Source organism: Yersinia pekkanenii, from assembly GCF_001152565.1.
Taxonomy (GTDB): domain Bacteria; phylum Pseudomonadota; class Gammaproteobacteria; order Enterobacterales; family Enterobacteriaceae; genus Yersinia; species Yersinia pekkanenii.
Window position 1 is genome coordinate 1 of the sequence record NZ_CQAZ01000029.1, and the last position, 22597, is coordinate 22597.

The following is a 22597-nucleotide window of genomic DNA, read 5'->3' on the forward strand; positions in this document are numbered from 1 at the left end:
AGAGCCCGTTTGACAATTCAATCCGGAGCTTTGCCTGTACTCAGTAGTAACAGCCACCATAATTGGCTTTCCTGTGCTGTTCGTGTACCACGTTCCTGACGCACGAGAAGACACAACATTTGTCCATGATTGGCCGACGGCAAACTTAGAAAATCTGGCATCAAAGTTTGAGTAATCGCCGGGCGTTATGGTGCTTGATGATGCTATTGGCCTTGAGACCGACATTAGCGCTGAACTCAAACTCCAGGCATAGCCCGTTGCGTCATTCCAGGCGTAAATAGTCCCGCTTGAATGCAGTCCGATACCCACGCCGCTAGGATTTGTAATGCCGCCATTAGCAGGAGTCACAAGGCAGCTTCTAAATCCGTTCGGCCCCAACGGTGCATCATGGGTGCCGTTGATTTTTAACGGGCCAGACATTTCCCCGCCCGTGGTGGGTAGCGCGTTGACTATCCGGCTATCGTCGCCAGCTGCGGCAGTGCCGGCAATTTTACCTATATCAACCAGCGCTGCGCCCTTCAGCGAAATACTTTGCCGGAACAGCGCCGGGTTAGGAATATCTGCGCCGTTGCGGTCTTTGGCTAGCCGGGCGTTGGCGTTATCCATCGCAATCTTGACCGTTTTCGGCGTGGCGGCCAGTAATTCGCTATCGTTATCAACGGCACTGCTAAGCTGAACAAAACCTTTTGCAACAAGCGTCCCGTCTGGGTGGTTGCGTGATTTTTCATGTTCGGCCAGTGCGTCGCTGGTTTGCTGCTCGGTCAGTGAGTTTTTAGGCCGTAAGTCGGTAATATTGCCTGCTGCGTCAATGCTGGCGACGGCAAACACATAATGCATAAAGCCGGATTGACTGTAATTTGCTAGTGCCGGTGCGACGGTGATTTTTATCACGGCCTCCCACTGGCTGGTAATATTCCCCTGCAAACTGACATCAGCCCATACCTTTGTTGCGGTGCCGGGTACCGCGATATTGTAATTGGCGGGCAGGTCAGCACGAATACCGCCGATGTAGCCAGTGCCTTTAGTGACAAAGAACTGCGCGCCGGTTTTAGCAACCAGATAACCCGCGTCAAAAAATGCGCCTGCGCCGTAATTATCGACATTGATTAATCGCTGCATTTCATCAATGCCGGTCAGCCGGGCGGTGAAATCAATTTGCCAAGTCTCAGCCGGGGTGGTGATACCGGTTGCCGCGACTGCGCCGCTGTACTCCATTAAAAATGAGCGGGTCAGGACGTTACCCTGCTGACCGGTCACATTAGCGACCTTGCTCTGCGTCGGTGCATGAACAATCATCGCCACGGTGCCGCTGGCCTTATTGACCAGGCCAAGCCAATTAAAATCAAAGTCGCCGATTTCGGTACCCAAGGTGACGGAATAGACCACCGCGTTATCGTTGACTACGCCGATTTTATTCACCGCCTGGCGATGAACTATCTGCGCGGCGGGCGGCAATGTCTCAGCGCGGTCAATGGGCTGTGTATGATCGAGGCCCGGCACATACGCCAGGACAAATTCATCCAGTACAACAAGAGTGCCAGTTGCGGCCTCCTGGGCTTTCCATTGTTCGAAAGCGACGGTAATGACAGTCTGTGACATTAGTTTTTCTCCATTAGCGACGCGCCGAAAGTGCCGGCGCGGGGTGTCACTTCATTTGATACGGTGCTGGCGCTGTAACAGATATATTCACAGCCCACATGACCGGCGCGAATAGACATATCGACTGGCGTGATGATTTCGTATCGGTAGCGGCGGCAGGTGCGACCGTATTTACGAATGATACTCATGAGTAATTCACTGTTTTCAGCCAATTGGTTATCACTCACCCGCACCGTTATCACGTCCCAGTCGATATCCGGCTGGCGCTCTAATAACTCAACATAACCCACGCCCAGCCGGGCGAAGATGGCAATAAATCCGGCCACCGAACCGGCGTCTTTGGCATTGATAAAGGCAAAGTGTACCCGCTTACGAAACAGCGCCAACGGTTCACCGGGGAAGCGGGTCACGTCTCGCTGATACGCCAACACGCCGAGCAACGGCACAGTGCACGTGAGCGGGTCTGTCTGGTTAAGCGGCCACTTAATCCAGGTGTAGACCTGCTGCCAGTAGACCTGGCAGGCGCGCATTACCTTGACGGCCTCGCCTTTATTCATCCACACCGGCAAGGTAAACGTGGGTAGCTTATTCATCGCCGCTCTCCAGTGTTAGTACGCCCAGGCGCGGCACCGATAGCGCGCTGATAATATCGCCCTGGGAAAATGTCAGTGATTCGATTTCCGCAAAGTGATCATGCAATTCTTCCCCCAGACGCGACATGGAAAAACGACTGTGCGGCCAGGTCTTTTGTACGCTGTAATCGCTATTTTCACGGAATGCGGAGCCGATCAGATTGCGGATATTTATCAGTAATGCGCTGCGCTGCTCATCGTCTAAATTGCTGCTGTCGAAAAAGTAAAGCGTGACTGCCAAGTCGTAAGCCACTTCCGGCAGCGGCAGGCACAGCACATCGTCGCCGTGGCCGTGATTGCCCTGGCTCATCACATAATCATTCACCGTATCGATAAACGGCTGACTGGCGATACCGGAATCCAGTAATAAATAGACGTTGGCGGTACCCGGACCGCGCGGCGCATCGTGCAAGAAAAAAATACGGTCAGTGGTGAGGCCGGCAATGCCGGCAATCAGTCCACGGTAAACCGCATCAATGTGATATTGGCCGGGCAAATTAAATTGATTGCGCACCCGGTCGCGCAGGTCGTCGTCCTGCTCGGTATTCGCGCCTGGCGTTGTTAGCCAATCATTTTCATTTACGGCGCTGCTGATGCCACTGATCGCCAGGGGCAAGATACGAAAATAACCCGGTGCCAGGTTGTGGCCACTGCCGGCGGATTCGGCTTTTACCGCGACCAGCGCACCGCTCACCCCGGCAGGGATGACGGTATCGGCCAATGTCATTAATTTGTAGACTGCGCCGTTAATGCGCTCGGTCTGGATCACGGTATCGGCGGGTACAGTGATTTCAGCGCCGACGGTGTCTTTGGTAAAGCGAATGACGCCCTGTGCGGTACTGGCCTCCTTGCGGGATAAATTGACCGCCCAGGCAAACAAATCGACAAAAGCCCCGCTGGCCGTGGCAAGAAATAAATTTGCCATCACTGTATTAATCAGTGCATCGATCAGCCACAGCACCGGCGCTGTCACAATCGCCTTAATGAGTCGCCAGAACGGAGACATATTCGAGGTGTTGGTCACTAAATTTTCATCAGCGACTATCTTGTCAAATTCGGCGCGTACCTGGGTTTCGGTGGTCGGCATCCCCTGATCGGCGAGAATGGTTTTATAGTCGGGATTGGGGCGATTATTCATAATGATTCTCGCAGCGACAGCGGGCCGAAGTCGTATGTATCGGCGGTGATAAAATAATTGCCCTGGCTATCGTCGGTAATCAGCACCGTACCCGGCACTATGCGGGTATCGGTTTCAGTCAGTAGCTCCATTCTCAACAGAACATCAGCGCGCAATACCGGGCTACGCTCGGCAATGAGCAACTTGACCAGGCCGGACTCAATAATCCGATGGACGCAGTCTTGTGCAATGCTGATGCGGTTGTCGCATAACAGCGGCTCATTACCCGACGAGAGCGTAAAATCGCCATCAGTAATTAACAGGTCGATATACAGTTGTTCACTCATCCGGCGGCAAGCTCCCTTGATTCCATGATGCTATCCAGTGTGGCCCCGTTCGGCGGGTAAATATTCACTTCGCCGATGGTATTACCGCTGCGCGTGTTATTAGTCTGATTGCTGCTATTGGTGGTCAGGGTCTTGGCTATCCCGCCCTTATTCATCGCCGGGCTGACTAACCCCGCCGGCGTGGGTAATGTGGTGGCCGGCGAGGCTGCGCCGCCCTCATTCTGGCCGATGGGTTTTAAGTCGATACTGACGCCGGGGATTTTATTTAACTTGCTGACAATCCAGTTGTAGGTCGCGCCAAAGGATTCCGTTAAGTAATCCCACAGGCCGCTAAACACATTACTGATGGCGTCAACAAAGCCGCCAAATGCCTCGACTGGCGACAGGCCAGCAAAGAACCCCACTACCATTTCCCAGCCCAGGGTAATGGCCGCCCATACCCCGGTGAACATCTCCCCGACCTGGCCGGCAATCTCCATCACCCACTGAAATGCGGCACTGTCCAGCAGCGCGGCCTTAAGCTGATCCCAATGAGAAATGACATACCAAACGCCCGCCGCCAGTGCGACAAGGCCAGCAATAATTAATGTGATAGGGCTGGTTAATAACTGCATACCGACACCGGCCAGCATGGTGGCGATACCGTAAGCGCGCATGGCAACCGTGCTACTGATCAACATCATGCGAGTCGCGAGCAGCGCGACGCGCAAGAATTTCATCGCGGCGCTATAAATCCCAGTAACAAAGGTTGCTAACTGAATGGCGCGCGCTTTGAGGTTAATCGCCCACATCAGGCCGCGCACAGTTGCCGTCGCCACCGCCCAGATCCCCGTCAACCCTATCCAAATAAATTTTGATACGCCCATCACGATGTTAGCGATTGCGCCGGCGGCGGCTACGCCTAAGGTTGCCAGGGCGAGGTAGCCAATCCAGCGGGCGATATTGGGGAACATTTCCAGCCATTTTGCGAACTGGGTTCCGGCATTGATGGCGTAATCAGCCAGCGGAGATATGGCCGGTATCAACTGCATCCCCACAGCAATCCGAATGCGCTTCCAGACCTGATCAACACGCTCCCACATGTCGGCCATTTTTTTAGCCATCTCTGTGGCCTTGTCCAATCCCTGGGTATTCCCCATATCGCTCATATGTTTACGCAATTTGTCGGCCTGGCCCCATGCGCCGGTCAATGCCTGCGCGCCATTGCCAAAGGCTTTATTAAGCGCCGCTTGCGCCTTGATATTGCCCTCAATGGTATTACCAAACTTGCCCTGCAATTTATCCAGTATTTCCGGGAACTTAAGCAACTCGCCCTGCGCGTCGGTAAAGCTGAGGCCCAATTGCTTACCCCCGGCGACCGCGTTTTTCAGGAACGCGTCATAGGCACCCCCGGCACCGGTGCCAAGGGTGCCGCTCAGTTGGCCCATGACGGCGAGCTGCTCATCCATACCGACACCCATCTGGGTACCGGTGCCTTTGCTGCCCGCCATCATGGCCTGAATTTTTGCCATGTCTGCGCCAAAGTTCTGCACCATATAGGCGGTTTTTGAGGCCATCATTTCAGCAAAAGGCACGTTGCCGATTTGCCGGGCGGTGCTGCTAAATTTATTCGCCATGTCGGCCATATAGCTGGCGCTCTGCTCTGTACTGCTTTTAGTGGCAACCGCTAACGTATTAACCGCCACGGCATAACGGGGCAGTTCGGCGTCAGTTAAGTGGGAAAGCTGGCTTTTAATCACGGTCGTGGATGCGACAAAATCGGCGGCTGACTTGCCGTAGGCGGTGCTGAATTTTTGCGCGGATTTATACACCGCATCCAGCGCCTGGGTACTGACATTGCGCGTTGATAGCTCATCAAGGGCGGATTGCACTTCGTGGGCGGGGTTAAGCAGGCTCTTAACTGCCAGCCCCACACCCCACAACCCCGCCGCACCGATGCCGATTTGTTTAAATGCGCGCTGAGATTTCTTGGCGAACTGCTCGACAGACTGTTGCGCCCTGCCGAGCGGCGCACTCAGATTATTTTTAAGGCTCAACAGAAAAGACAGTTTTCTCATGATTATCTCTACTCACCGTTAAAGGCTTTACATATGCCGGCCGTGGTGCCGTTAATCGTGCTTTCGTGGAAGTACTCCGACAGCCAGGCCGCGCGCGCCAGGCTCATGGCGTCATCACCTTCGCCGGGGAGGTAATGACGCCGGAGCGTCATATATTGTTCAAGCGGGTTATTCTTAATCGCTTGAATAAGCGCGGTTATTCCTTTACTTCGATTTCAGCGTCCGGGGCGTAAAGCTCGTTGACCTTTTTCACGATTTGCGCCCCGACGCCTGGGAGTTGCAGCAACTCAGCCAGGTTGTCGCGTGATTCTGGTACCGCAATGCGCTTAAGATAAGTCGCCATTGCGCCGACGATATTCTCGTCACGGGCCGATTCATTCAGGCACTTGTTGTAGGCGGTGAGCGTGGGGGCAAACTGTACGGTTAAGCCCTTTACGGACAGAGTGATTACGCCTTTGGTTTCTTTGCTCATTTGTCTAATTCCTTTCGTTGGGTTGTTTAACTTATTGATATATCGTTTTTCTGCGTGTCTTATTTCACCAGGCTGGCGGCGTACTCAATCAACCAGATTTTGGGCGCAAGCCACAGCTGCAAGGCGTCTCCAATATCGGCTATCAGGATAATGAAACAGGTAATTGCCGGTAGGATGGGTGACATAACTAACGCAAAGCCACGATTGCTGCTCCCGTCTTCTGCTAACAACGCCAATCCCCTTTTGAAGGCCATAACGCAGCCAATCAGCAAGAAAGCAGTCACAAGAATACTCAAGCTGTAAGAGACGGCTTTCCATACCATCAGCTGATGAATAACATCCGGTAGCTGTGCTTTACTGAAATCAATAGCCTGATCCACGCCACTGGCGGCGCGATTAATCAAGTTGATGAGTACGTCATTGACATTGGCTTTATCGGTCATGTTGAAAATCTCGCCGTTGGTGTATTTCGGTTATTAACTGGTTATGTCGTGCTGCACATTCCGGGTATATTTTTTTGTACTGCTCTAACGCGTCACTAAAATCGGCGCCGGTATTACCTGTCAGGCGCGGCAGCGTTACCGGACAAGGGGTTAACAGGCTTTCCTGATAAGGTACGCTCGGCACTTTCCGCGCCGGCGTTGAACAACCGGACATAATCATCAGAAGCACACACATTGCTGAATACCGGTTTAATGATCTCAGTCCTGATAAGTCGCTCGGTATGCACTTCATTAGCCCTTAGCTCCGTTAATCTGTTCTCAAGTTGGCGCGCTGACGTGCTGGCGATGCCCTCTAGCTGCAGGCGGTTTTCAGTGGCGAGCTGGTTAATGGCCTGTTCGATTTTTGACTGACTCTCGCCGTGCATGGCCCAGCCCAGCAACCAGGACACAATCAGGGGCAATGCAACCGACCACAACTCGCGCATCACTTCACCCCGTTATGCTCAAGGCTAAAATGGTTTCCGTCTGGATTGGACTTAAAGCGCCCGCCCCATGTGCCACCGATGGATTCCCAATACTCACCCAACGGGGTATAGGCTTCGGTGCGGGTCTGGTACTGGCCGTTAATAAACAAATTGAAATCCACTGCCAGACGCTGCGTGTGCAAGCTGTTGGGAATGCCTTTGCCGCTCTTGGCGTTTAATGCGGCTTGTTCCGGGGTGCGATAGGCCTCGCCAAAGGTCAGGCGGTAGCCGCGCTCGTCAGCCCAATAAATCAATTGGGCGATTTTGACGGTAAATAGCGCCTGTTTTTCGCTTAATGTCATGATTATCAATCCTTCTTTAACTTGACTAAATAACGGGCCAGCAGCCTTGTGAGGATCAGTTCAATCACACTTGAACCGATAATTCCCAGGCCCGCCGCAACGCCGATTAACGTCAAAATGTGCATATCGGGTAAATGAATAAGCGCCATACCCGCCAGCAATGAAGTGGCTGAACCTAATATTGCGCGGCCAGCAATCAGACGCAGGGTGATCGGTTCGTTACCGAGCAACACCTTGCCGAATGCAATAAAAGCCCCAACACTACCCAGCATCAGCACAATTCGAATAAATGATGTTTCTCCGTTTGGCATATGTATTACTCACCCAATAAGGTCGCGAACGTCAGCGCTGGATAAAATCGGCGTGCCGTCAATGCGGACAAAATCCGGGCTGGTCACGATGTACTTAAATTTATGCGTGGCTGTCTCGCCGCCTTTTGGGTCGAAACCCAGCGGGCTGGTGATGATGAGCTTGCAACCGAATACCTCGACCGTTAATTCCTCATCGCCGGTGTTGGCATAAAATAAAATGTCCGTGGTCGGTATGGCGCGATAACCGCCGGCCTCCCTGGCGGCGGCACCGAGTTTCTTAAAGTTTTTGGTATCAACCTCAAACTCCCCTTCAGCAGACACATCACCCGACACGTAACCGTCAGGAATACCGCGCGTCTGTGACACTGCGGTGTTATCGCTGATATCCACTGAAACGGTTTTCACATGAATAATTTGCGTACCCAGGGTGATGTCGATTGAGTTACCGCCAACGCGTGAAGTGGTCATGATTACCCGCCTGTAATGTTAGTGATCGACTCATCGAGCATGATGCCGACCTTAATCGTTTTGGCGCTGCCATACGGCCGCACCACGATGTAAATGTTCACGGTTTCGCTGTCCGACCAGTTAATCACCACGTCGCCGGACTGGGGTGATTTCACCTCGCCGGGGAACATCACGCCGTTAACTTGCGAACTGTGCGACATATCACGCATGGTGCGAGCAAAAAAGGTCTGGTGTGCCGCAATACTGGCCGGAGTGCTATTCATCGAACGGTCGGCAATCTTGCTGATCGCCTGAATTCGCACTCGACGTGAGGCTTTATCAACAATCCGCACATTCTCAATTTTTTGGAAATCACCGCCCGTTACGTCCAGGGTGCGCCCGTCAGACCAGTACATACCTTCGTAGTCTGGGTACCACATCGGCACCGAATAGCGCAGGTCATGCATGGCACGTAAGTGCGCCAGAGTGACCTCTACCCCGATGCTATCAATCGGCATGTCAGCGGTATCAATCCCCAGACCAATCAGTGCGCCGGTTTTCACGCGGGCCGGACTGTCTGCCACGGTTACGCTGCGGTTGCATAAGCGACCGGCCAACACGCCAGCTTCATTGCCCCACAATGCCGGGACAAGTTGCACGGACTCGGCGGCAATACCCGTCTCCAGTTCGGCAAGAAACGCCTGGTATGCTGACCACGACACCGGGGCAGGTAACGCAGTCGGCCCGGCGACAGTCAGTATTGACCACGCCCAGCGGCCGTATTTATTCGTCAGTTCGGCGCGCAAAGACGCATATAAATTAATTTTGGTGCGACCGTCGGCCACACTTGTGATCGGGATGGTGCAGACAATCCCCTCAACAGAAATCATTTGTTGGGCGCTGAGAATAGCCAGCATGTCGTCACCGGCCTGCGCATCGACCGCCAAAATAAGGGCATAGGCTTGCCAGTTTTGACCGCCATTGCGTTGGGCGGCGCGGACGTTCTCACTCAGTGCGGTATCAGTATCGGCCAGCACTATCGTGATATCGGATTGTGAATCCAGTGCGATCAAGTCGCCGGGGCTATCAGAATCAGCGGTAGCACTGCCGATAAACAGTACGGTGCGCTCTACTTCGTTAATCCTGCCCTGACGCTGGTTAAACTGGGTTAGTGTTACTGTAGGCCATGTCATTTTCTCACCTTTTAATTGATGTCTTGCGGCCGGACGCCGCCGCCGTAATTAATGGCCTGCATCTGACGCGCCAGCATTTTGTTAAATTCATCATCATTGACTGCCAGCCATTCGCGGCCCGGCAAGGTCACCGTCCAACTTCCTTTAGCCTCTCGCCCCTCAAGGCTGCGAATAATGGCCCCGGCCTTGTCGCGGCTCAGCGAGTCCATCATTTCACTCACGGACGGGCTACGGGGTGCGGTCTTTGGAAATACGGTGTAACCCAAATCCAATAACCGTTTAGCCTGGCGCAACGTCGCGCCGGCTTCGTTACTGTTTCGTTTTTTTGCCTGGTCAGCAGTGATCGTGGTGGTAAAGCCTGATTGCTGCATTTTCCCGACCACGCCAGGCGATGTTTTCTTACTGCCACGTAAATAAATTTTGGCGGAGTCAGAGGCCGGCAATTCGCTGATTGCCATCATTTTTGGCAACCCCCGCATCATCTTTCCTTTGAAACCATTCTTGCGCTTAGCCCAGGGCACCCCCTCCGCATTCGCCTGCTTCTTTTGGTGTCGGCGGGCGGCGGGCATTACGCCTAATTTCAGTAGCCGCCACAGCAGGCGCTTACGCTTGTTAGGGGGCAGCTCCAGCGCGGCTAATTCCCTTCTAAGCGCCTCCCACTGACTGCGGTTTAACGTAAAGTCAGTCTGCATCACTCTCACCTGCTGGGTAGGTCGGTGCGGCGGCTCCGTTTGCGCCCCCAATCCAGCCGGCTGTTGCGGTGTTCACGGTGGGAGGCGCAACGCGGTAACGTTTACCCCTCAGCGGGATAACTCCCTCGTCCTCGCTTTCGACCAGGACAATGTCGTCAGCCAGCGGCACGGTGATGAAAATGGACGCGTCCTCGTTATCAGTCAGTTGCAAAATAACGTCAGGTGGCGGCATTTCATCACGGTTGTAATGCTCGTTGGCATGTTCAACCAGCCACACCATGACCAGCGCAAATAAGGTGTCGGGGTCGTACTGGCGATAAGGCCAGCGCTCCCAGGCTAACGTCGCCTGATATTGACGTATTGCTACCCGGCGCTGATTTAGCCCCCACGCTTTGGCTGCATGAATGATTTCAATATTTTCCATCCAGGCATCAGCGCCGGTGGTTTTCATCAGCCGTTCCGGCAAGTTGCTACTGACGAAATCAAACAATTCATCAAGCTGGGTCATATCAGATGCACCCCTACACGGCCCCGGCCTTTGATGGCGCGTAATACCACTGCGGCCTCGGCCAGCAGTGAAGTTTTTGTCTGCGGCGCGTCCTGGTTAGTGTTGTCCTCGCGGCGGCTGACGGTGGCAAATTCCCCCATCAAATCGGCTTTTGCCCTGGCGTAGACCGCTTTTTTATATTGGGCGGTCAATGCGTTCTCGCCCTCCATCGTCGGGCCGGGCACGGCGCTGGCCGTGATGTAACCCTTATTTTTTTGCTGCGTTACAACGCGGGCTAACGAGGTGTTAATTTCGGCCACGGCGGTGAGCATGGCTTGCACTACGGTTTTTTCGTTAATCGTGGGCGGTATGCTGCGCTCGCGCTGGAACTCATCAAGCGCCAGGTCAGGCCAAAAACCGTCATTGGTTAGCGTCGATTTCTGAAAACCGTTATCACCGGGTCGAAACATAAAAACCTCTCGTTATGGGGTGCGGGCTGACGAGTTTCCACGGCCCGTGAGACGCAAAGCGCTACGGCCTCCACTCCGCCCGCCCCGGCTGGCCGGGTGTCGGTACAGCCCCGCGACCTGTTTAAAAGCAACGGTCAGGGGACGGTGTTCAAAATTAAAATAACTACTCTTCGACCACAGCGCCCTCGGGCAGGTCGACGGGGGCATAGACCGGGCAGCCAGGATGGCGATCATCTTCAACGGCTTCCAAATCGCTTTCATAAAACCAGTCGCTTAGCGCCCGACCGTCTGCGGCTTTGTAGTGAATGTAATACTGGTTTTCAGTTACCGAGGATTCGGCGCGGCTTTTTACTTCGCCCCATTCATTGCTGATGGCGATATTTGCCAGTTGTTTCAATTCAAATTTAAATTTCATTGCGACTTCCTTTTGGTTGGTCAGATTCCGCCATTTCGGCGGCTTGCTTTATCAGGGCGCGAATGCGTGAGGCAATGCGCTTACGCAAGGTTTCCACCCCGATTTTTTTATGGAATCCCTCAGCCTGGGCGAGCAATTCATTAGCCCGGACCAAGGTCGGGATATCACTGATCGCGGCGGCGGCGGGTTTACCGTCTTTATCGCGCAGCAGGAACTCACCGGCGAACTTGAACCATTTGGCGGTATGCCTTTCGTTTAACCGCCAGTTCTCACGCACGTTAGTAAAGGTGCGTGAGAAATACGGCTCAATACTGCGGCCCGCTTGCGCCTCATCTGCGGCCCAATCCAGAATGAAATCAGCCACAAAAGCCGGAAATTTTGACTTGATTCTCTCCGGGGTCGCCTGGCTTTGCGTGATGGCAATATCAGCCCAATCCAGCGCCTTATCGATATCACCGGTATCAAACAGCCAGACCACGCAGTAACCAAAAACAGGATATTGATAGACCTTGCCTGCCTTGAGATAGCGCTCAGCATACGGAAGCCATTTAGGCAATAACTCCCGCGCCTTTAGCGCTATTTTGTCGGCAACGCGGGTTAACACCCCCAGACGCTTAACATCCCTTTCCAGCCCCAGTAATTGCAGGTGCAGGCTTTCGTCTGCGCCAGGCTCGGCCTCTGTCCGGGTGGTATGTCGTACTTTTCCCAGGGCTAATGCCTGCGCCCGATAGCGTAGAGGGCTAAACGTCATGGGGTTCTCTCCGCTTAAATCTGAGTGTTATCCAGGCCAGGGGCATCTTGCCCTGGGGTGCCTGGGATCAGGCCATTCGAGATCGCGAAGTCAATATCGGCTTCCGCTTCAATCGCGATTGCTGACTCATCAATTGCGCCGTACAGCATTGGATGCCCCAACGCATAACCCGAGTTACGCCACCAGGCATTCTCAAAGCCGAGGCGGTCTTGCACATGCTCGGCGCGGCGGTATTGGTGATTACGCTGGTTATAAACATGCAGGTTTGCCAGGGTGGTCACGACCATGCGCTTACCCGGCAGGAACGGCGCAACATAGACGCGGCGGCCGGTGACGGTATTGGCGAGCATTTGGGCGGCGATATTCTCGGTCGGTTTGCCCGCTTCCTGGAACAAACGGAATTGCTCGGCGGCAATCAGGTCTGAGCCGATCAACAAGACTAAATCTGGCTCATTTTGGAACTGACTTGGGATAGTGGTACTGATAAGCCATGAAGCCATTGCATCGAGCGTTTTAAAGATGCCGTTCTCACCCAGCGTTAACTCACCCAGCCCCGGATTGATCACGCGCGGGGTGAAGCCCGGAATGCGGTCTTGCAGTGGGGTATCGGGGTTTGCGTGTAGCGTGTCGAAATTCTTCGCGGTCTGATGCCAGCCGATATTGAGGTCTTCCCCGTTGGGGTACTCGACTTCATCAGTTTCAATTGCCGCGTGAGTCCCATTAAAGGCGACGCGCAAGATATCGTTTGCAAAGGAGCGCAGGGTAAACTCGGCGACCATCTGGATAAATTCATCGTCTGTAGTGCCAGAGTGGATCCAGTTGGATAGCGTTTCCCATGGCAGGCGGGTGCATGAGTCGGTCGGATATAACTGATAAATGTTGCCGGATAAACCCACATCTTTAGTGAATCGTCCCGCAGTGCGGCGGCCAGTAAACAGCCCCGGATTACCGACATCAATCACCTGGCCGCGAATTTGGTCAACATCGCGTACAGTAATCAATGGCATAAACCAGCCCTGCTCCATTAGAGCCAGGCGCAAGGCGCTCTCCTGCGGTGGGCTGATGCTGAATCGACCAATGCCATTAGCCGTAATTGGGAGGGTGGTCACATCCGAACCGCTGGCCTCACCAATGCGGCGCGCATAGCCTTGTATTAGTGCATATAACTTATTCATTGGCATAATGAGTGCTCTCGTTTATTTGTCAGTGCGTTTACCGCAATAACGATTTAATTCTGTCTGTTCCGGTTTAATTAACCGCAAATCAGAAGTTGTAACTCTTACCGCTGGATGCATTAGGGGCGGCGTCAGGTAATTTGGTGGTAACGCTGTCGAGTTTGTTAAATTTCTTGTCAGCGGCATTAAGTTTGTTTTTAAGTTTGCTGAATTCACCACCGCTTACCTCTTCTTTAATTTCGGTGACTTCTTCCTGGACGGTACCTAATTCGGTTTTAACTTCCGTCAAGGCTTCCTGAATTTCGGTCACGTCGGTGACATTGGTTTGCAATTCGACAATAATGGCGGCTTGTTCTTCAATGGTTTCCGCCTGTTCGTCGACTGAGTCCTGTAATTCGGCTACCGCTTCGACGATGGTTTGAATATCTTCATCAGAAAACTTGCGGCTGGAACTGGAAAATAAACGCGATTTTGGTTTTTCCGGTTTTTTATCACTGCCTTTATCGGTAAGATTAAAAAGACTGCGGAATAATGCTTTCTTTGCTTTTGGGTCTTTGGTTGACATATTTAATTCCTCAGTGTCGGCAACATCACTAATAACCAATGCTTCTAGTGCGCCGTAAAGTTTTCCGTTTTTATTTGCACTAAAGCGCATACGCTCGGTGCCGATGCTGGCCGGGGAGCTGGTGACGCCCAAGCCCTCAAGATAGGGTTTACCGGTACCGCGAAAATTCAGGGTTTCGGTGGGTTCGATGGAGCAAAACAACATTTGCCCATTGCGGTTGGCATACAGCAAATCCATGCCAGGACAAAGGCGGGCATACAGCCTCATCAAGCCATCCTCTGCCTCGGCTTTTAATTCCTGAACTTCACCGCACGCGCCATACCAGCGCTCATGCTCAGGCCACAGCAAGGCGGTATAGATTGCCGGGTCGTAGGTTTCGGCCATGTCGACCAACCATTCCGCTGGAATTTCCCGACCGTCAACAGTCGCGCCCTCAGTCGCTATACGGATAAAATTAGTGGTCAGTTGTGAACCAGGCATAATTAACCTTTTAATTAATCGGTTTGGCGTGGTGATGGTATTAACTCCGCTCAGTATTGCGGATTGTTTTTATTATTTCATCGAGCAAACTTCTTATTGATTCGTAATAAAGCCACATTGCGATTCATTGCGGTATTTAGTTGTCATTTTGAATAAATAAAGTCGCCATAATGAGGCATGGCCAGAAAATCAAAATACCCAGAAGAGTTAATAGGCGTTGCGCGTTCATTATATTTGAAACGCTGGACAGCCCAAGAGATAGCCGCCAAATTAAATCTTAATTCAACGCGGATAGTTTACTATTGGGCTGATAAGGGAGGCTGGCGCAGTCTATTAAGTGAGGAAGATTTAGAGTCGGTTATTAACCGCCGCGCGGCGGTATTGGTCGATAAGGCCAATAAAAATGATGTTGAGTTAAAAGAACTCGATAAATACATTGATATGCATTGCAAGTTAATTGTCAGCCGCCATAAGCACACTGAAAAAATTCATGCCATGAATTTAGAGGCGGCAGCGCGCGGGATATCTGCGACGGGAGCCGGTGGCACCATTGAGGCCATCGCCAGCGAGGGCGACGACAGCAATAAAAAGAAAAGCGGTAAGCGTGGCGGCAAACGAAATAATGTGGCCGGTATTGTGGCGGCTGATTTTGATGAGTTTGTTGATGGTCTGTATGACTATCAAATCACATTGCGGGAAGCGAAAAAGCACCGTAACCGCATATGGTTGAAGTCTCGCCAAATCGGGGCAACCTGGTACGCTGCATTTGAAGCGCTGGAAGATGCCATTTTGACCGGTAACAATCAGGCGTTCTTGTCAGCCTCCCGCCCTCAGTCGCTGATTTTCCGGCGCTATATCATCAAGTTTGCCTTTGAATTATTCGGCATTGAGCTGACCGGCGACCCTATTGTACTGAGCAATGGCGCAGAATTTCACTTCCTGTCAACCAACAGCAACACCGCCCAGGGCTTTTGCGCCAATGTCTACATAGATGAAATTTTCCATCAACGCGGATTTAGCGAATTAAAAAGAGTGGCCGGCGCGATAGCCACACATACCCATTTACGCCGTACTTACATTTCAACGCCCAGCGCTAAAACGCATCAGGCTTACCCGTTCTGGACGGGTGACGAGTGGCGTAAGGGCAAAAAGGCGCGGGAAAATGTCGATTTCCCGACTTTTGCGCAAATGGAAGCCGGGATTATGTGCCCGGATAGCCATTGGCGCTATATCACCACGGTCGAAACCGCTGTTGCTGATATGGAGGAAAAAGCCAAAGTCTATGGCGCTGCGGCCATTCTTATCAACCTGGAAGAGATACGGGAAGAAAACAGCGCAAGCGCCTTTAACCAGTTGTACATGTGCCAGTTTGTCGATACCGGCGATTGTGTTTTCCGCTTCGACCAGCTGGAACAATGCCTGACCAGCGTCAGTACCTGGGAAGATCACGACGTCAACGCCATGCGGCCATTCGGTAACCGTGAAGTGTGGGCCGGCTACGACCCCGCCCGCTCAGGTGACACCGCTTCGTTTGTCCTGGTCGCACCGCCACTGAATGACGGGGAGCCGTTCCGGGTGTTGCATATCGAAACCTGGCACGGCTTCGCCTTTAAGTATCAGGTGGGCCGCATCAAAGAGTACATGACCCGCTACAACATCACCCATATCGGTATTGATACCACCGGCATTGGCGGGCCGGTGTGCGAGATGGTGCAAGACTTTGCGCGCCGTGAAGTGACAGAAATCCGCTATAGCCAGGAAAGTAAAAATCGCCTGGTCATGAAGATGATCGACGTGGTCGAGCATAAACGCATTGCCTGGGATATTGAGGATAAGGGTATTGCGGCCAGCTTTATGGCCATTCGCCACACCACCACCAAGAGCGGCGGGGGCATGACGTTTGTTGCCGACCGTAGCGCCGACACCGGCCACGCGGATAGATTCTTTGCCATCGCCCACGCGGTGATAAACGAGCCAATTAACAACGAACGCAAGCGCAAATCCGGCTGGGCGGGACGTCTGACAGGAAAAAATAATGAGCAAACGCAAACAGCGCTACAGCGCCAGGCAGCAAAAATCCAATGCGCCAGCCATGCCGGCACGGCGTGGCACATTCAGCATCGTAACCACCGATACCCCTATGCCGATATTGACGCAGGGAACGCAGTATCACGAAATCTGGTACGACTCGACCGCCGACCACTGGCGGCAACCCATCGACCGGCTGGCCCTGGCGCAACTTGCCAACATGTGCGGCCAGCATGGCGGAGTTCTGTATGCGCGCAAAAATATGGTGGTGAGCGACTATGCCGGGGGCGGTCTGAGCCTGGGCGAAATGGGGCAAGCGGCATATGACTATTTGCTGTTTGGTGATATCGCTATATTGAAAGTGCGCAACGGTTGGGGGGATGTGATTGACCTAGTGCCGCTGCCGGCGCTGTACGTCCGACGCCGTAAAGACGGGGATTTTTCGGTATTGCAGAAAGGCCCGCCGCTGGTTTATCCGGCGCGCGATGTGATTTTTTTGCGCCAGTATGATCCACAACAGCAAGTTTATGGCTTACCGGATTACATCGGCGGGATGCACAGCGCGTTACTGAATACAGAGGCGACCATATTCCGGCGTCGCTATTACCATAACGGTGCGCATACGGGCGGGATTATCTACACCACCGATCCCAACCTGAGTGATGAAATGGAAGAGGATGTATCGAAAAAAATTGAGGAATCGAAAGGTGTCGGTAACTTCAAGATGATGTATATCAATATCGCTGACGGCGGCGAGAAAGGCGTCCAGTTTATCCCCATTGGTGATGCTGGCGTAAAAGACGAATTCGCCAATATTAAAAGCATCAGTGCCCAAGACGTTTTGACCGCGCACCGATTCCCTTCCGGCCTGGCGGGGATAATCCCGACGAACGGGGCGGTGATGGCAAGCCCGGAAACCGCGCGCGATACTTACCGAAAAGATGAGGTTATCCCGCTTCAACGGATGTTCGCCAGTGCGGTCAATCACGATCCCGATATTCCGGGCCATTTGCACCTGCAATTTGAGGGGCTAAACAGTGATGGATTGCCACTGACCAAGCCGGCTGATAATGAGGTTATTATCCCGCCCGGCGATGGAGCATAACGTATGAGAAATAAGCGACAAAAAGTGCTAAAATCATCTCAAGATGGCGGTTTTTCGGGGGATGGTATGGCGACAATCAAGGTTTTTTGCACGGCGTGTGGTGCGCGAATGCATAACCGCAAGTCAGTATGGCAAGCGCCCCAGCTTGCAAACCTGTATTACACCTGCACTAATGTAGAATGTAGCGAAACCAGCGTATATGAATTAACCCGCTCGCATACTGTTAGCCCTAGCGGCCTGGGTGATAAGGGTTTAATTAAAGCATTGCTGGAAAGGCTACGGCCAGATGAACGGCAAATGGCCCTAAACTTGCTGCAAGGTCAGCCAGGATAAGAGAAACCCGCCGAATGGCGGGGTTTTTGTGAGAGCTAATACTGCTCATTTTTTTCCATTTCCTCTCTTTCTCTTACCTCATTTTCTGGCATTAAACGCAGTAGCAAGGCAACCTTTGTCGGTAAAAAATCAGGTTTGATATCAAGTATTTCGCCCGTTTTATCATTCTTCGGTGGGCAAAAGGTGATGTACTCGTCCTTGAGTTCACCAGTGCGATAATCTGTATATCCACTGTAAAAAGTGCTCTCTGAACGCAGGACAACAGCATCACCGATGTTGAATTGATGGAGATTATCGCAAGTAACAACCAGATACCCGTCATCGGTTCTTGTTATGTAGTCTCGACCAGACACTTTTACTTCATGATATTTCATGTTGCCCCTCAGACCGGCTAAGTACAAGAGTCGCACTCACGGCCATTAGCCGAATTATTATTATCAATCTCCTTACAACATTTCTGACAATAGCGGGCTATAGGTTTTATTTCTATTGTTGTTTTATCTCGCAACCTCATTTTCCGATCTTCATCAATTTCGATAAAGGAGCCGCGAAGAAGGGCATTAATATAAATATCATCACCTGATAACCCCTGATTTTCTAATACCTCTCGTAACTCCGCCCTAAGCCAAAGCGGTGACGCTGCTTCACTATGTCGTTTTTGTTGTTTCCGAGGGCGCGAATCGGACTCTTCATTGATATCTGGCGGTAATTTCCGCAACCGTTCACGCATTTCCCGCCGCTGGGTAAAGGTTATCTTGTTAAAGTCGCTTAAATCTGGCGGGGGCGTTGTCCGTTTTTTACGCTGCTTTGGGGCCTCGTCGTCGGGGTGGGGACACTTATTGCCACGAGTCCGAGGGGCGATACTGCGCGCCCCAACGTCAAAATCAAAACCAACGTCAACCCCTGCGGCCACAGGAGTGGCCTTGGTTTGGCTGTCGTTGCTATCAGTCTTGCGTACCATCTTCCAGTTATCGCTATGGATGCAAACGCGTGAGCGGTCGCCTAGGCTGGGTGACCAGATGCCGTAAATCTTGGTACCGAGCTCGCCGTAGTCGTTAGGGGTTTCGGCCTCAATATAGGCGGTGCGAATAAGGTGATTTTTGCGGGGTTCCAGCACACCGCCTTGCTTGAGGATGTATGTTGCCATGCAGCCGGAGTCCGCTGCGGCTAACACATCATCCATGGCTTTATTCGCCAGCACTTTCTTCCATAACCAGACTTTACATAACCAGGCTTTACTCTCGCCGTTTTCATCTTTTTGTGGGGCGGTGACTTCCAGCTTGAGGGCTTTTGCCTCCGCCTTGCGGCGAAGCTGGCCGGCCAGCGTGCGCAATTCGCGGTAGACCTGGCGGGAGGGAATGCCAAAAAAGCGGAATTGCTGGACGCCGTGAAGGGAAGCCCAGGCGACAGCCTTCTCGGTATCGTCACCCAAAAGCTGGCCGGTTTCTTTGCTGACTATCGGCTTGCCGGTCTTTTTATCCAGCTTTCCTTTAATGTTACTGCCGTGCACGTTCTTACCCAGGTACTTGGTGAGGTAGCTGGTGATGGTGCCTTTGCTTTTGAGTACCCGCTTAGCATCAAAGCGGGGTTTAATATCCCGCCCTAACTCCGCCCTGTCCTCACGAATGGCAAAATCCCGCATCACCCGAGTGATTGCGCCCCGGTGCTCTCCTTTCATGATGCACATTAAATGCCAATGGACAGTGCCATCATGATGGGGTTCAGCAATGCGGACGCCGTACCAGCGCAAATCTAGCCGGCTAAGTTTTTTCCTGATACCTGCAAACAGATTAACCAGGTAATCGCTGCTTTCCCTGACGGTCTTAGTCGTCCATTTCGGGTTAGGTCTGCCATCTTTAAGCGTGGCGTGATACTTAGAGGGGCAGGTGATGGTGTAAAACATCGCCTTATCGCCGCGCATTTCTGCCAGATTTTCCAGCCCCTTACAGGTGGTCATCATTTCGATGTAGCGCAGGTGTGGGTTACTGGCGCTGGCGTTAACTACTTCTTCCATATCCATGATAAAACCGTCGTTATTAACCAGCTCATGGGCGCGGATAAACTCAGCGGAGCGCCGCCACTGCTCGCGCTGATAAATGAGCGCTTCCTGGCTGATATAAGGGGAGGCTTTCTTGTGAACCAGCATGACAGCGCGCAATTGCTCCTCTCGCCACTGACACCGCAGCCGCCATAATCGGCCCTTCCACCATGTGGCACAGCGCAAACGGGCCAGCGCTCCGGGGATCAGGTCGTAGGGTATCTTGCCTCTGCGGCGTATTTTATCGTTGAGCGCATCCCAATTCGGCGGGGTGATCGAAAGCTTTTGGGCTTCGTTAGCAATAGCGTGATAAATATGCAATATCTGGGCTGGCGTGGCATTGTCTGCCGGGAGGTTCTCCATCTGGCTATCAAGTAACATATCCATATGCGCAGCGGCCATGGTTGCCAGAGTGGTGACCTCTCTTTTATTGAGTTCGGCCAAATGCAACAGGCCGTCTAATCCCTCGCGGCTGGCAATGTATCGTAGGGCGGCGGTTTGTTGTTTCCCTCGCATAGCGTCCAGGCGTGACAATGCTTTCTCAATAGTTCCGTTCAAGAATGCATTGGCTCGCTCGTCACACTGTTCCCGGCGTAAGTAATCAATACGTCGCTGTAATGGCTGGCGAATAAATTTCGGTTGGCTGGTGAGATCGGCCTGAGTTTTTAGAGCGTGATTATGGCGTTCGGCTTCTTTGGCCAAGGTCAGCCAGGCGAGGGTAATATCACGCTTTGCCTCGTCATCTTCAAAGTTATCAAGTCGCCACTGGTGCCTTACTTTGGCCTTGCGCTCCTCGTCAGTGAGTGCGGCTTCGGTGGCTGCTTTTTTGCTCTCAATATCCACCTGGTAGGCCGCTATCATTTGTGCAAGCGGGGTAAGTTGCACCGGCACTATATTTTGACGTGGGTTTATGCTGGCTTTGGGTTTATTCCAAGAGTAAACCCCAGCAAACGTTTCATCGTTTCCGGGGTAAGGTTGTGATGGGGTGGGCTGAATTCTGCCGCGTTTGTTGGTCATTGCTGGAGTGAGTAACCAGGTGTGGGTGACTGGCGTATCCGGTATTGAGTGACTTGGTAGACGTAGCTGACCGGGAGTTCCATTTTCTCTGAGATGAATCTAGGCTTTACGCCCTCATCGTAAAGCGCGCGACATAGCTCCACATCATGATCGCTGTATTTGGCATTGCGGTTGCACTCACCGATAGTTGACGGATTTATCCCCTCAAAAGATACCTTTTGCTGCACTGCCTTGGGTGTTCGCCCCAATCGATTGGCAATATCCCGGTATAAGGTTGTTGTGATGGCTTCGCGCAGATAAGCCACCTCATCAGGTGACCAGGGTTGGCGGTGGCGCGTAGGGGCAGTCATGATTTATCTCCCCCAAATAGCTTGATGGCACCCACGATCAAAGAAACGATTCCAGCAGCAGCAATTAATATTGCAGGCAATACCCAAAATGGCGCAGTGACCCACCACCATGACCAGGTGATATACCCCATTAACTTTAAGGTGATGAAAATAAGCCCAAGAGCCATGACGGGGGTTATTTTCCAAGACTTGCTTTCTTTGCTCATTTTTAATTCTCGTATTTACATGTGTAATAAGCCCCCACTACGAACTGATAGGGGATTGTGTTTATATTTCGGTTTTAAAATGGAATTTCATCGCATGGATCAAAAAATGAAAGCATGACTAATTTCGGGGCAGTAAAATCACATTGCGTAACGTCTGATATTTCTACAATAATCTTACGGCCGGAATACTCGAATGCCTCTTCGTCCCACTCAGCTAAAAGCAAATAATCGCCGACCTTAAAATCTCGGTCATTAGTTCGTAGTTCGGCTTTTTTCTTTCCTTCAATAACTGCTTGGAAATATTCAGGCAGGATTTTTAATTGATGGGTTTTAACCGCTTGTGAATGTGAAGCAACTTCTTGAAATGCTTCCGCTGTGCGTAAAGCTTCTTTACGTTCTGCCTCTGTTTTATTTATTGCCTGGATTGCTAATGCAGTTGTTTTATTACGCCCCTCTTGGCATACATCTTTACCCGCATCCGTTCCCATAATCGCAAATATTAAAGAATCCCATTTAAGTTCGGATGATGAATAGAATTCATCTAAAAACTTAATACGCTTCCTTAACCTGATTGTTTCACTATTAAGGCGTTCGATTTCAATACCGGCATCAGTTAGTTGCGTAAGTACATACCTTGGATTAATACCAAAGCGGGATGCTGCACGTGTAATGTCAGAAGACGCGCGGAACAGCCCCCTTAGTGCGATAAAAGTATTAGTATTAGTATTAGTATTAGTATTAGTAGCCATTATTTAGCCTCTTTATTTTCAGTGGATGAATTAGCAATGGATTTAATTAATAACATCCAGTTAGATAACTCTTTAAATACTTCTTCTTTAGAAATGTTGAGGTTATTTAATGCAGTTAGTTTGTTTTCTAATCGTTCAAGCAATAACAAGCGTTCAGAAAGACGAGCATTATTAAAATGCGCGATCAGCTCGATGTCGTTTAGTTCTTTGGTTAGCTTTATTGGTGCAACAGCCATTGTTATTACCTCGCCATTTAGATAATGGGAATCCCGGCGCAACTAAGCGCCTGTTA

30 protein-coding genes are annotated in these 22597 nt (G+C 51.8%); 3 read left to right on the forward strand and 27 right to left on the reverse strand.

What is annotated here, in order from left to right; genetic code table 11:
- The 21 genes from AEP37_RS14740 to AEP37_RS14830 form a co-directional block, all read right to left on the reverse strand.
- Positions 1–1599 (reverse strand): phage tail-collar fiber domain-containing protein (locus AEP37_RS14740; protein WP_156168608.1); only part of this gene is annotated, 1599 nt, incomplete at its 3' end.
- Positions 1599–2192 carry a hypothetical protein gene (locus tag AEP37_RS14745; RefSeq protein WP_049614044.1) on the reverse strand — a complete coding sequence of 198 codons (594 nt, stop codon included), beginning with the start codon at positions 2190–2192 and terminating at the stop codon, positions 1599–1601. The genes AEP37_RS14740 and AEP37_RS14745, both read right to left, overlap by 1 nt.
- Positions 2185–3369: a baseplate J/gp47 family protein gene (locus tag AEP37_RS14750; RefSeq protein ID WP_049614045.1), complete on the reverse strand. Its 1185-nt coding sequence runs from the start codon at positions 3367–3369 to the stop codon at positions 2185–2187. Before AEP37_RS14750 ends, AEP37_RS14745 begins: the two co-directional genes overlap by 8 nt.
- Positions 3366–3695, reverse strand: a complete 330-nt coding sequence (locus tag AEP37_RS14755; protein ID WP_049614046.1) for a DUF2590 family protein — start codon at positions 3693–3695, stop codon at positions 3366–3368. The genes AEP37_RS14750 and AEP37_RS14755 overlap by 4 nt, the downstream gene beginning before the upstream one ends.
- The gene (locus tag AEP37_RS14760) at positions 3692–5752 is read right to left on the reverse strand and encodes a phage tail tape measure protein (protein ID WP_049614047.1); all 2061 of its coding nucleotides are present in this window, start codon (positions 5750–5752) and stop codon (positions 3692–3694) included. Before AEP37_RS14760 ends, AEP37_RS14755 begins: the two co-directional genes overlap by 4 nt.
- 8 nt (positions 5753–5760) lie before the next feature.
- On the reverse strand, positions 5761–5904 hold the full coding sequence (locus tag AEP37_RS27915) for a DUF6890 family protein (protein WP_408068337.1): 144 nt from the start codon (positions 5902–5904) through the stop codon (positions 5761–5763).
- Positions 5905–5948: 44 nt separating this feature from the next.
- Complete coding sequence (locus tag AEP37_RS14765) at positions 5949–6224, reverse strand: putative phage tail assembly chaperone (RefSeq protein ID WP_049614048.1); 276 nt, start codon at positions 6222–6224, stop codon at positions 5949–5951.
- Positions 6225–6283: 59 nt separating this feature from the next.
- Entirely contained in the window at positions 6284–6667 is a 384-nt protein-coding gene (locus AEP37_RS14770) for a hypothetical protein (RefSeq protein WP_049614049.1), read from the reverse strand.
- Positions 6657–6887 (reverse strand): Rz1-like lysis system protein LysC, encoded by a 231-nt coding sequence (gene lysC / locus AEP37_RS28060; RefSeq protein ID WP_072086313.1) that lies wholly within the window; start codon positions 6885–6887, stop codon positions 6657–6659. Before lysC ends, AEP37_RS14770 begins: the two co-directional genes overlap by 11 nt.
- Positions 6781–7152 (reverse strand): hypothetical protein, encoded by a 372-nt coding sequence (locus tag AEP37_RS14775; RefSeq protein WP_049614050.1) that lies wholly within the window; start codon positions 7150–7152, stop codon positions 6781–6783. The genes lysC and AEP37_RS14775 overlap by 107 nt, the downstream gene beginning before the upstream one ends.
- Positions 7152–7493 (reverse strand): M15 family metallopeptidase, encoded by a 342-nt coding sequence (locus AEP37_RS14780; RefSeq protein WP_049614051.1) that lies wholly within the window; start codon positions 7491–7493, stop codon positions 7152–7154. The genes AEP37_RS14775 and AEP37_RS14780 overlap by 1 nt, the downstream gene beginning before the upstream one ends.
- A 5-nt stretch (positions 7494–7498) precedes the next feature.
- On the reverse strand, positions 7499–7804 hold the full coding sequence (locus tag AEP37_RS14785; RefSeq protein WP_049614052.1) for a phage holin family protein: 306 nt from the start codon (positions 7802–7804) through the stop codon (positions 7499–7501).
- A gap of 9 nt (positions 7805–7813) precedes the next feature.
- Positions 7814–8272 carry a phage protein gene (locus AEP37_RS14790; RefSeq protein WP_049614053.1) on the reverse strand — a complete coding sequence of 153 codons (459 nt, stop codon included), beginning with the start codon at positions 8270–8272 and terminating at the stop codon, positions 7814–7816.
- Between the two features lie 2 nt (positions 8273–8274).
- Complete coding sequence (locus AEP37_RS14795; RefSeq protein ID WP_049614054.1) at positions 8275–9444, reverse strand: DUF2586 domain-containing protein; 1170 nt, start codon at positions 9442–9444, stop codon at positions 8275–8277.
- Between the two features lie 11 nt (positions 9445–9455).
- Positions 9456–10136 (reverse strand): hypothetical protein, encoded by a 681-nt coding sequence (locus AEP37_RS14800; protein WP_049614055.1) that lies wholly within the window; start codon positions 10134–10136, stop codon positions 9456–9458.
- On the reverse strand, positions 10126–10644 hold the full coding sequence (locus AEP37_RS14805) for a phage tail protein (protein ID WP_049614056.1): 519 nt from the start codon (positions 10642–10644) through the stop codon (positions 10126–10128). The genes AEP37_RS14800 and AEP37_RS14805 overlap by 11 nt, the downstream gene beginning before the upstream one ends.
- A complete protein-coding gene (locus AEP37_RS14810; RefSeq protein WP_049614057.1) occupies positions 10641–11093 on the reverse strand; it encodes a head completion/stabilization protein in 453 nt (150 codons plus the stop codon). The genes AEP37_RS14805 and AEP37_RS14810 overlap by 4 nt, the downstream gene beginning before the upstream one ends.
- A 163-nt stretch (positions 11094–11256) precedes the next feature.
- Positions 11257–11508, reverse strand: coding sequence for a hypothetical protein (locus AEP37_RS14815; RefSeq protein ID WP_049614058.1), 252 nt, complete (start codon positions 11506–11508; stop codon positions 11257–11259).
- On the reverse strand, positions 11498–12259 hold the full coding sequence (gpM, locus tag AEP37_RS14820; protein WP_049614059.1) for a phage terminase small subunit: 762 nt from the start codon (positions 12257–12259) through the stop codon (positions 11498–11500). The genes AEP37_RS14815 and gpM overlap by 11 nt, the downstream gene beginning before the upstream one ends.
- 14 nt (positions 12260–12273) lie before the next feature.
- A complete protein-coding gene (locus AEP37_RS14825; protein ID WP_049614060.1) occupies positions 12274–13440 on the reverse strand; it encodes a P2 family phage major capsid protein in 1167 nt (388 codons plus the stop codon).
- Positions 13441–13522: 82 nt separating this feature from the next.
- Positions 13523–14479 carry a GPO family capsid scaffolding protein gene (locus tag AEP37_RS14830; protein ID WP_049614061.1) on the reverse strand — a complete coding sequence of 319 codons (957 nt, stop codon included), beginning with the start codon at positions 14477–14479 and terminating at the stop codon, positions 13523–13525.
- 177 nt (positions 14480–14656) lie between these two features.
- Between AEP37_RS14830 and AEP37_RS14835 the strand changes: the two genes are divergently transcribed.
- Genes AEP37_RS14835 through AEP37_RS14845 form a run of 3 tightly spaced genes read left to right on the forward strand, consistent with a single transcriptional unit; the run spans position 14657 to position 17945 of the window.
- Positions 14657–16834: a terminase large subunit domain-containing protein gene (locus tag AEP37_RS14835; RefSeq protein ID WP_049614062.1), complete on the forward strand. Its 2178-nt coding sequence runs from the start codon at positions 14657–14659 to the stop codon at positions 16832–16834.
- Positions 16728–17612 (forward strand): phage portal protein, encoded by an 885-nt coding sequence (locus tag AEP37_RS14840; protein WP_328286903.1) that lies wholly within the window; start codon positions 16728–16730, stop codon positions 17610–17612. The genes AEP37_RS14835 and AEP37_RS14840 overlap by 107 nt, the downstream gene beginning before the upstream one ends.
- Before the next feature lie 3 nt (positions 17613–17615).
- Positions 17616–17945: an ogr/Delta-like zinc finger family protein gene (locus AEP37_RS14845; protein ID WP_082170817.1), complete on the forward strand. Its 330-nt coding sequence runs from the start codon at positions 17616–17618 to the stop codon at positions 17943–17945.
- Positions 17946–17980: 35 nt separating this feature from the next.
- Here AEP37_RS14845 and AEP37_RS14850 read toward each other — a convergent pair whose 3' ends face one another.
- The 6 genes from AEP37_RS14850 to AEP37_RS14875 form a co-directional block, all read right to left on the reverse strand.
- Positions 17981–18319, reverse strand: coding sequence for a hypothetical protein (locus AEP37_RS14850; RefSeq protein ID WP_049614063.1), 339 nt, complete (start codon positions 18317–18319; stop codon positions 17981–17983).
- Positions 18320–18336: 17 nt separating this feature from the next.
- Positions 18337–21000 (reverse strand): replication endonuclease, encoded by a 2664-nt coding sequence (locus tag AEP37_RS14855; RefSeq protein ID WP_235801417.1) that lies wholly within the window; start codon positions 20998–21000, stop codon positions 18337–18339.
- A complete protein-coding gene (locus AEP37_RS14860; protein WP_049614064.1) occupies positions 20997–21350 on the reverse strand; it encodes a hypothetical protein in 354 nt (117 codons plus the stop codon). Before AEP37_RS14860 ends, AEP37_RS14855 begins: the two co-directional genes overlap by 4 nt.
- On the reverse strand, positions 21347–21556 hold the full coding sequence (locus AEP37_RS14865; protein ID WP_049614065.1) for a hypothetical protein: 210 nt from the start codon (positions 21554–21556) through the stop codon (positions 21347–21349). Before AEP37_RS14865 ends, AEP37_RS14860 begins: the two co-directional genes overlap by 4 nt.
- A gap of 74 nt (positions 21557–21630) precedes the next feature.
- A complete protein-coding gene (locus AEP37_RS24300) occupies positions 21631–22305 on the reverse strand; it encodes a DUF3850 domain-containing protein (protein ID WP_053101970.1) in 675 nt (224 codons plus the stop codon).
- Positions 22305–22541 carry a hypothetical protein gene (locus tag AEP37_RS14875; RefSeq protein WP_049614066.1) on the reverse strand — a complete coding sequence of 79 codons (237 nt, stop codon included), beginning with the start codon at positions 22539–22541 and terminating at the stop codon, positions 22305–22307. Before AEP37_RS14875 ends, AEP37_RS24300 begins: the two co-directional genes overlap by 1 nt.
- Positions 22542–22597 lie beyond the last annotated feature (56 nt).

What these genes read in the sequence shown, in the direction of transcription:
- AEP37_RS14745 (WP_049614044.1), bottom strand. Translation starts at nt 2,192, where the DNA reads ATGAATAAGCTACCCACGTTTACCTTGCCGGTGTGGATGAATAAAGGC.
- AEP37_RS14750 (WP_049614045.1), bottom strand. Translation starts at nt 3,369, where the DNA reads ATGAATAATCGCCCCAATCCCGACTATAAAACCATTCTCGCCGATCAG.
- AEP37_RS14755 (WP_049614046.1), bottom strand. Translation starts at nt 3,695, where the DNA reads ATGAGTGAACAACTGTATATCGACCTGTTAATTACTGATGGCGATTTT.
- AEP37_RS14760 (WP_049614047.1), bottom strand. Translation starts at nt 5,752, where the DNA reads ATGAGAAAACTGTCTTTTCTGTTGAGCCTTAAAAATAATCTGAGTGCG.
- AEP37_RS27915 (WP_408068337.1), bottom strand. Translation starts at nt 5,904, where the DNA reads ATGACGCTCCGGCGTCATTACCTCCCCGGCGAAGGTGATGACGCCATG.
- AEP37_RS14765 (WP_049614048.1), bottom strand. Translation starts at nt 6,224, where the DNA reads ATGAGCAAAGAAACCAAAGGCGTAATCACTCTGTCCGTAAAGGGCTTA.
- AEP37_RS14770 (WP_049614049.1), bottom strand. Translation starts at nt 6,667, where the DNA reads ATGACCGATAAAGCCAATGTCAATGACGTACTCATCAACTTGATTAAT.
- lysC (WP_072086313.1), bottom strand. Translation starts at nt 6,887, where the DNA reads ATGATTATGTCCGGTTGTTCAACGCCGGCGCGGAAAGTGCCGAGCGTA.
- AEP37_RS14775 (WP_049614050.1), bottom strand. Translation starts at nt 7,152, where the DNA reads ATGCGCGAGTTGTGGTCGGTTGCATTGCCCCTGATTGTGTCCTGGTTG.
- AEP37_RS14780 (WP_049614051.1), bottom strand. Translation starts at nt 7,493, where the DNA reads ATGACATTAAGCGAAAAACAGGCGCTATTTACCGTCAAAATCGCCCAA.
- AEP37_RS14785 (WP_049614052.1), bottom strand. Translation starts at nt 7,804, where the DNA reads ATGCCAAACGGAGAAACATCATTTATTCGAATTGTGCTGATGCTGGGT.
- AEP37_RS14790 (WP_049614053.1), bottom strand. Translation starts at nt 8,272, where the DNA reads ATGACCACTTCACGCGTTGGCGGTAACTCAATCGACATCACCCTGGGT.
- AEP37_RS14795 (WP_049614054.1), bottom strand. Translation starts at nt 9,444, where the DNA reads ATGACATGGCCTACAGTAACACTAACCCAGTTTAACCAGCGTCAGGGC.
- AEP37_RS14800 (WP_049614055.1), bottom strand. Translation starts at nt 10,136, where the DNA reads ATGCAGACTGACTTTACGTTAAACCGCAGTCAGTGGGAGGCGCTTAGA.
- AEP37_RS14805 (WP_049614056.1), bottom strand. Translation starts at nt 10,644, where the DNA reads ATGACCCAGCTTGATGAATTGTTTGATTTCGTCAGTAGCAACTTGCCG.
- AEP37_RS14810 (WP_049614057.1), bottom strand. Translation starts at nt 11,093, where the DNA reads ATGTTTCGACCCGGTGATAACGGTTTTCAGAAATCGACGCTAACCAAT.
- AEP37_RS14815 (WP_049614058.1), bottom strand. Translation starts at nt 11,508, where the DNA reads ATGAAATTTAAATTTGAATTGAAACAACTGGCAAATATCGCCATCAGC.
- gpM (WP_049614059.1), bottom strand. Translation starts at nt 12,259, where the DNA reads ATGACGTTTAGCCCTCTACGCTATCGGGCGCAGGCATTAGCCCTGGGA.
- AEP37_RS14825 (WP_049614060.1), bottom strand. Translation starts at nt 13,440, where the DNA reads ATGCCAATGAATAAGTTATATGCACTAATACAAGGCTATGCGCGCCGC.
- AEP37_RS14830 (WP_049614061.1), bottom strand. Translation starts at nt 14,479, where the DNA reads ATGCCTGGTTCACAACTGACCACTAATTTTATCCGTATAGCGACTGAG.
- AEP37_RS14835 (WP_049614062.1), top strand. Translation starts at nt 14,657, where the DNA reads ATGGCCAGAAAATCAAAATACCCAGAAGAGTTAATAGGCGTTGCGCGT.
- AEP37_RS14840 (WP_328286903.1), top strand. Translation starts at nt 16,728, where the DNA reads ATGTGCGGCCAGCATGGCGGAGTTCTGTATGCGCGCAAAAATATGGTG.
- AEP37_RS14845 (WP_082170817.1), top strand. Translation starts at nt 17,616, where the DNA reads ATGAGAAATAAGCGACAAAAAGTGCTAAAATCATCTCAAGATGGCGGT.
- AEP37_RS14850 (WP_049614063.1), bottom strand. Translation starts at nt 18,319, where the DNA reads ATGAAATATCATGAAGTAAAAGTGTCTGGTCGAGACTACATAACAAGA.
- AEP37_RS14855 (WP_235801417.1), bottom strand. Translation starts at nt 21,000, where the DNA reads ATGACCAACAAACGCGGCAGAATTCAGCCCACCCCATCACAACCTTAC.
- AEP37_RS14860 (WP_049614064.1), bottom strand. Translation starts at nt 21,350, where the DNA reads ATGACTGCCCCTACGCGCCACCGCCAACCCTGGTCACCTGATGAGGTG.
- AEP37_RS14865 (WP_049614065.1), bottom strand. Translation starts at nt 21,556, where the DNA reads ATGAGCAAAGAAAGCAAGTCTTGGAAAATAACCCCCGTCATGGCTCTT.
- AEP37_RS24300 (WP_053101970.1), bottom strand. Translation starts at nt 22,305, where the DNA reads ATGGCTACTAATACTAATACTAATACTAATACTAATACTTTTATCGCA.
- AEP37_RS14875 (WP_049614066.1), bottom strand. Translation starts at nt 22,541, where the DNA reads ATGGCTGTTGCACCAATAAAGCTAACCAAAGAACTAAACGACATCGAG.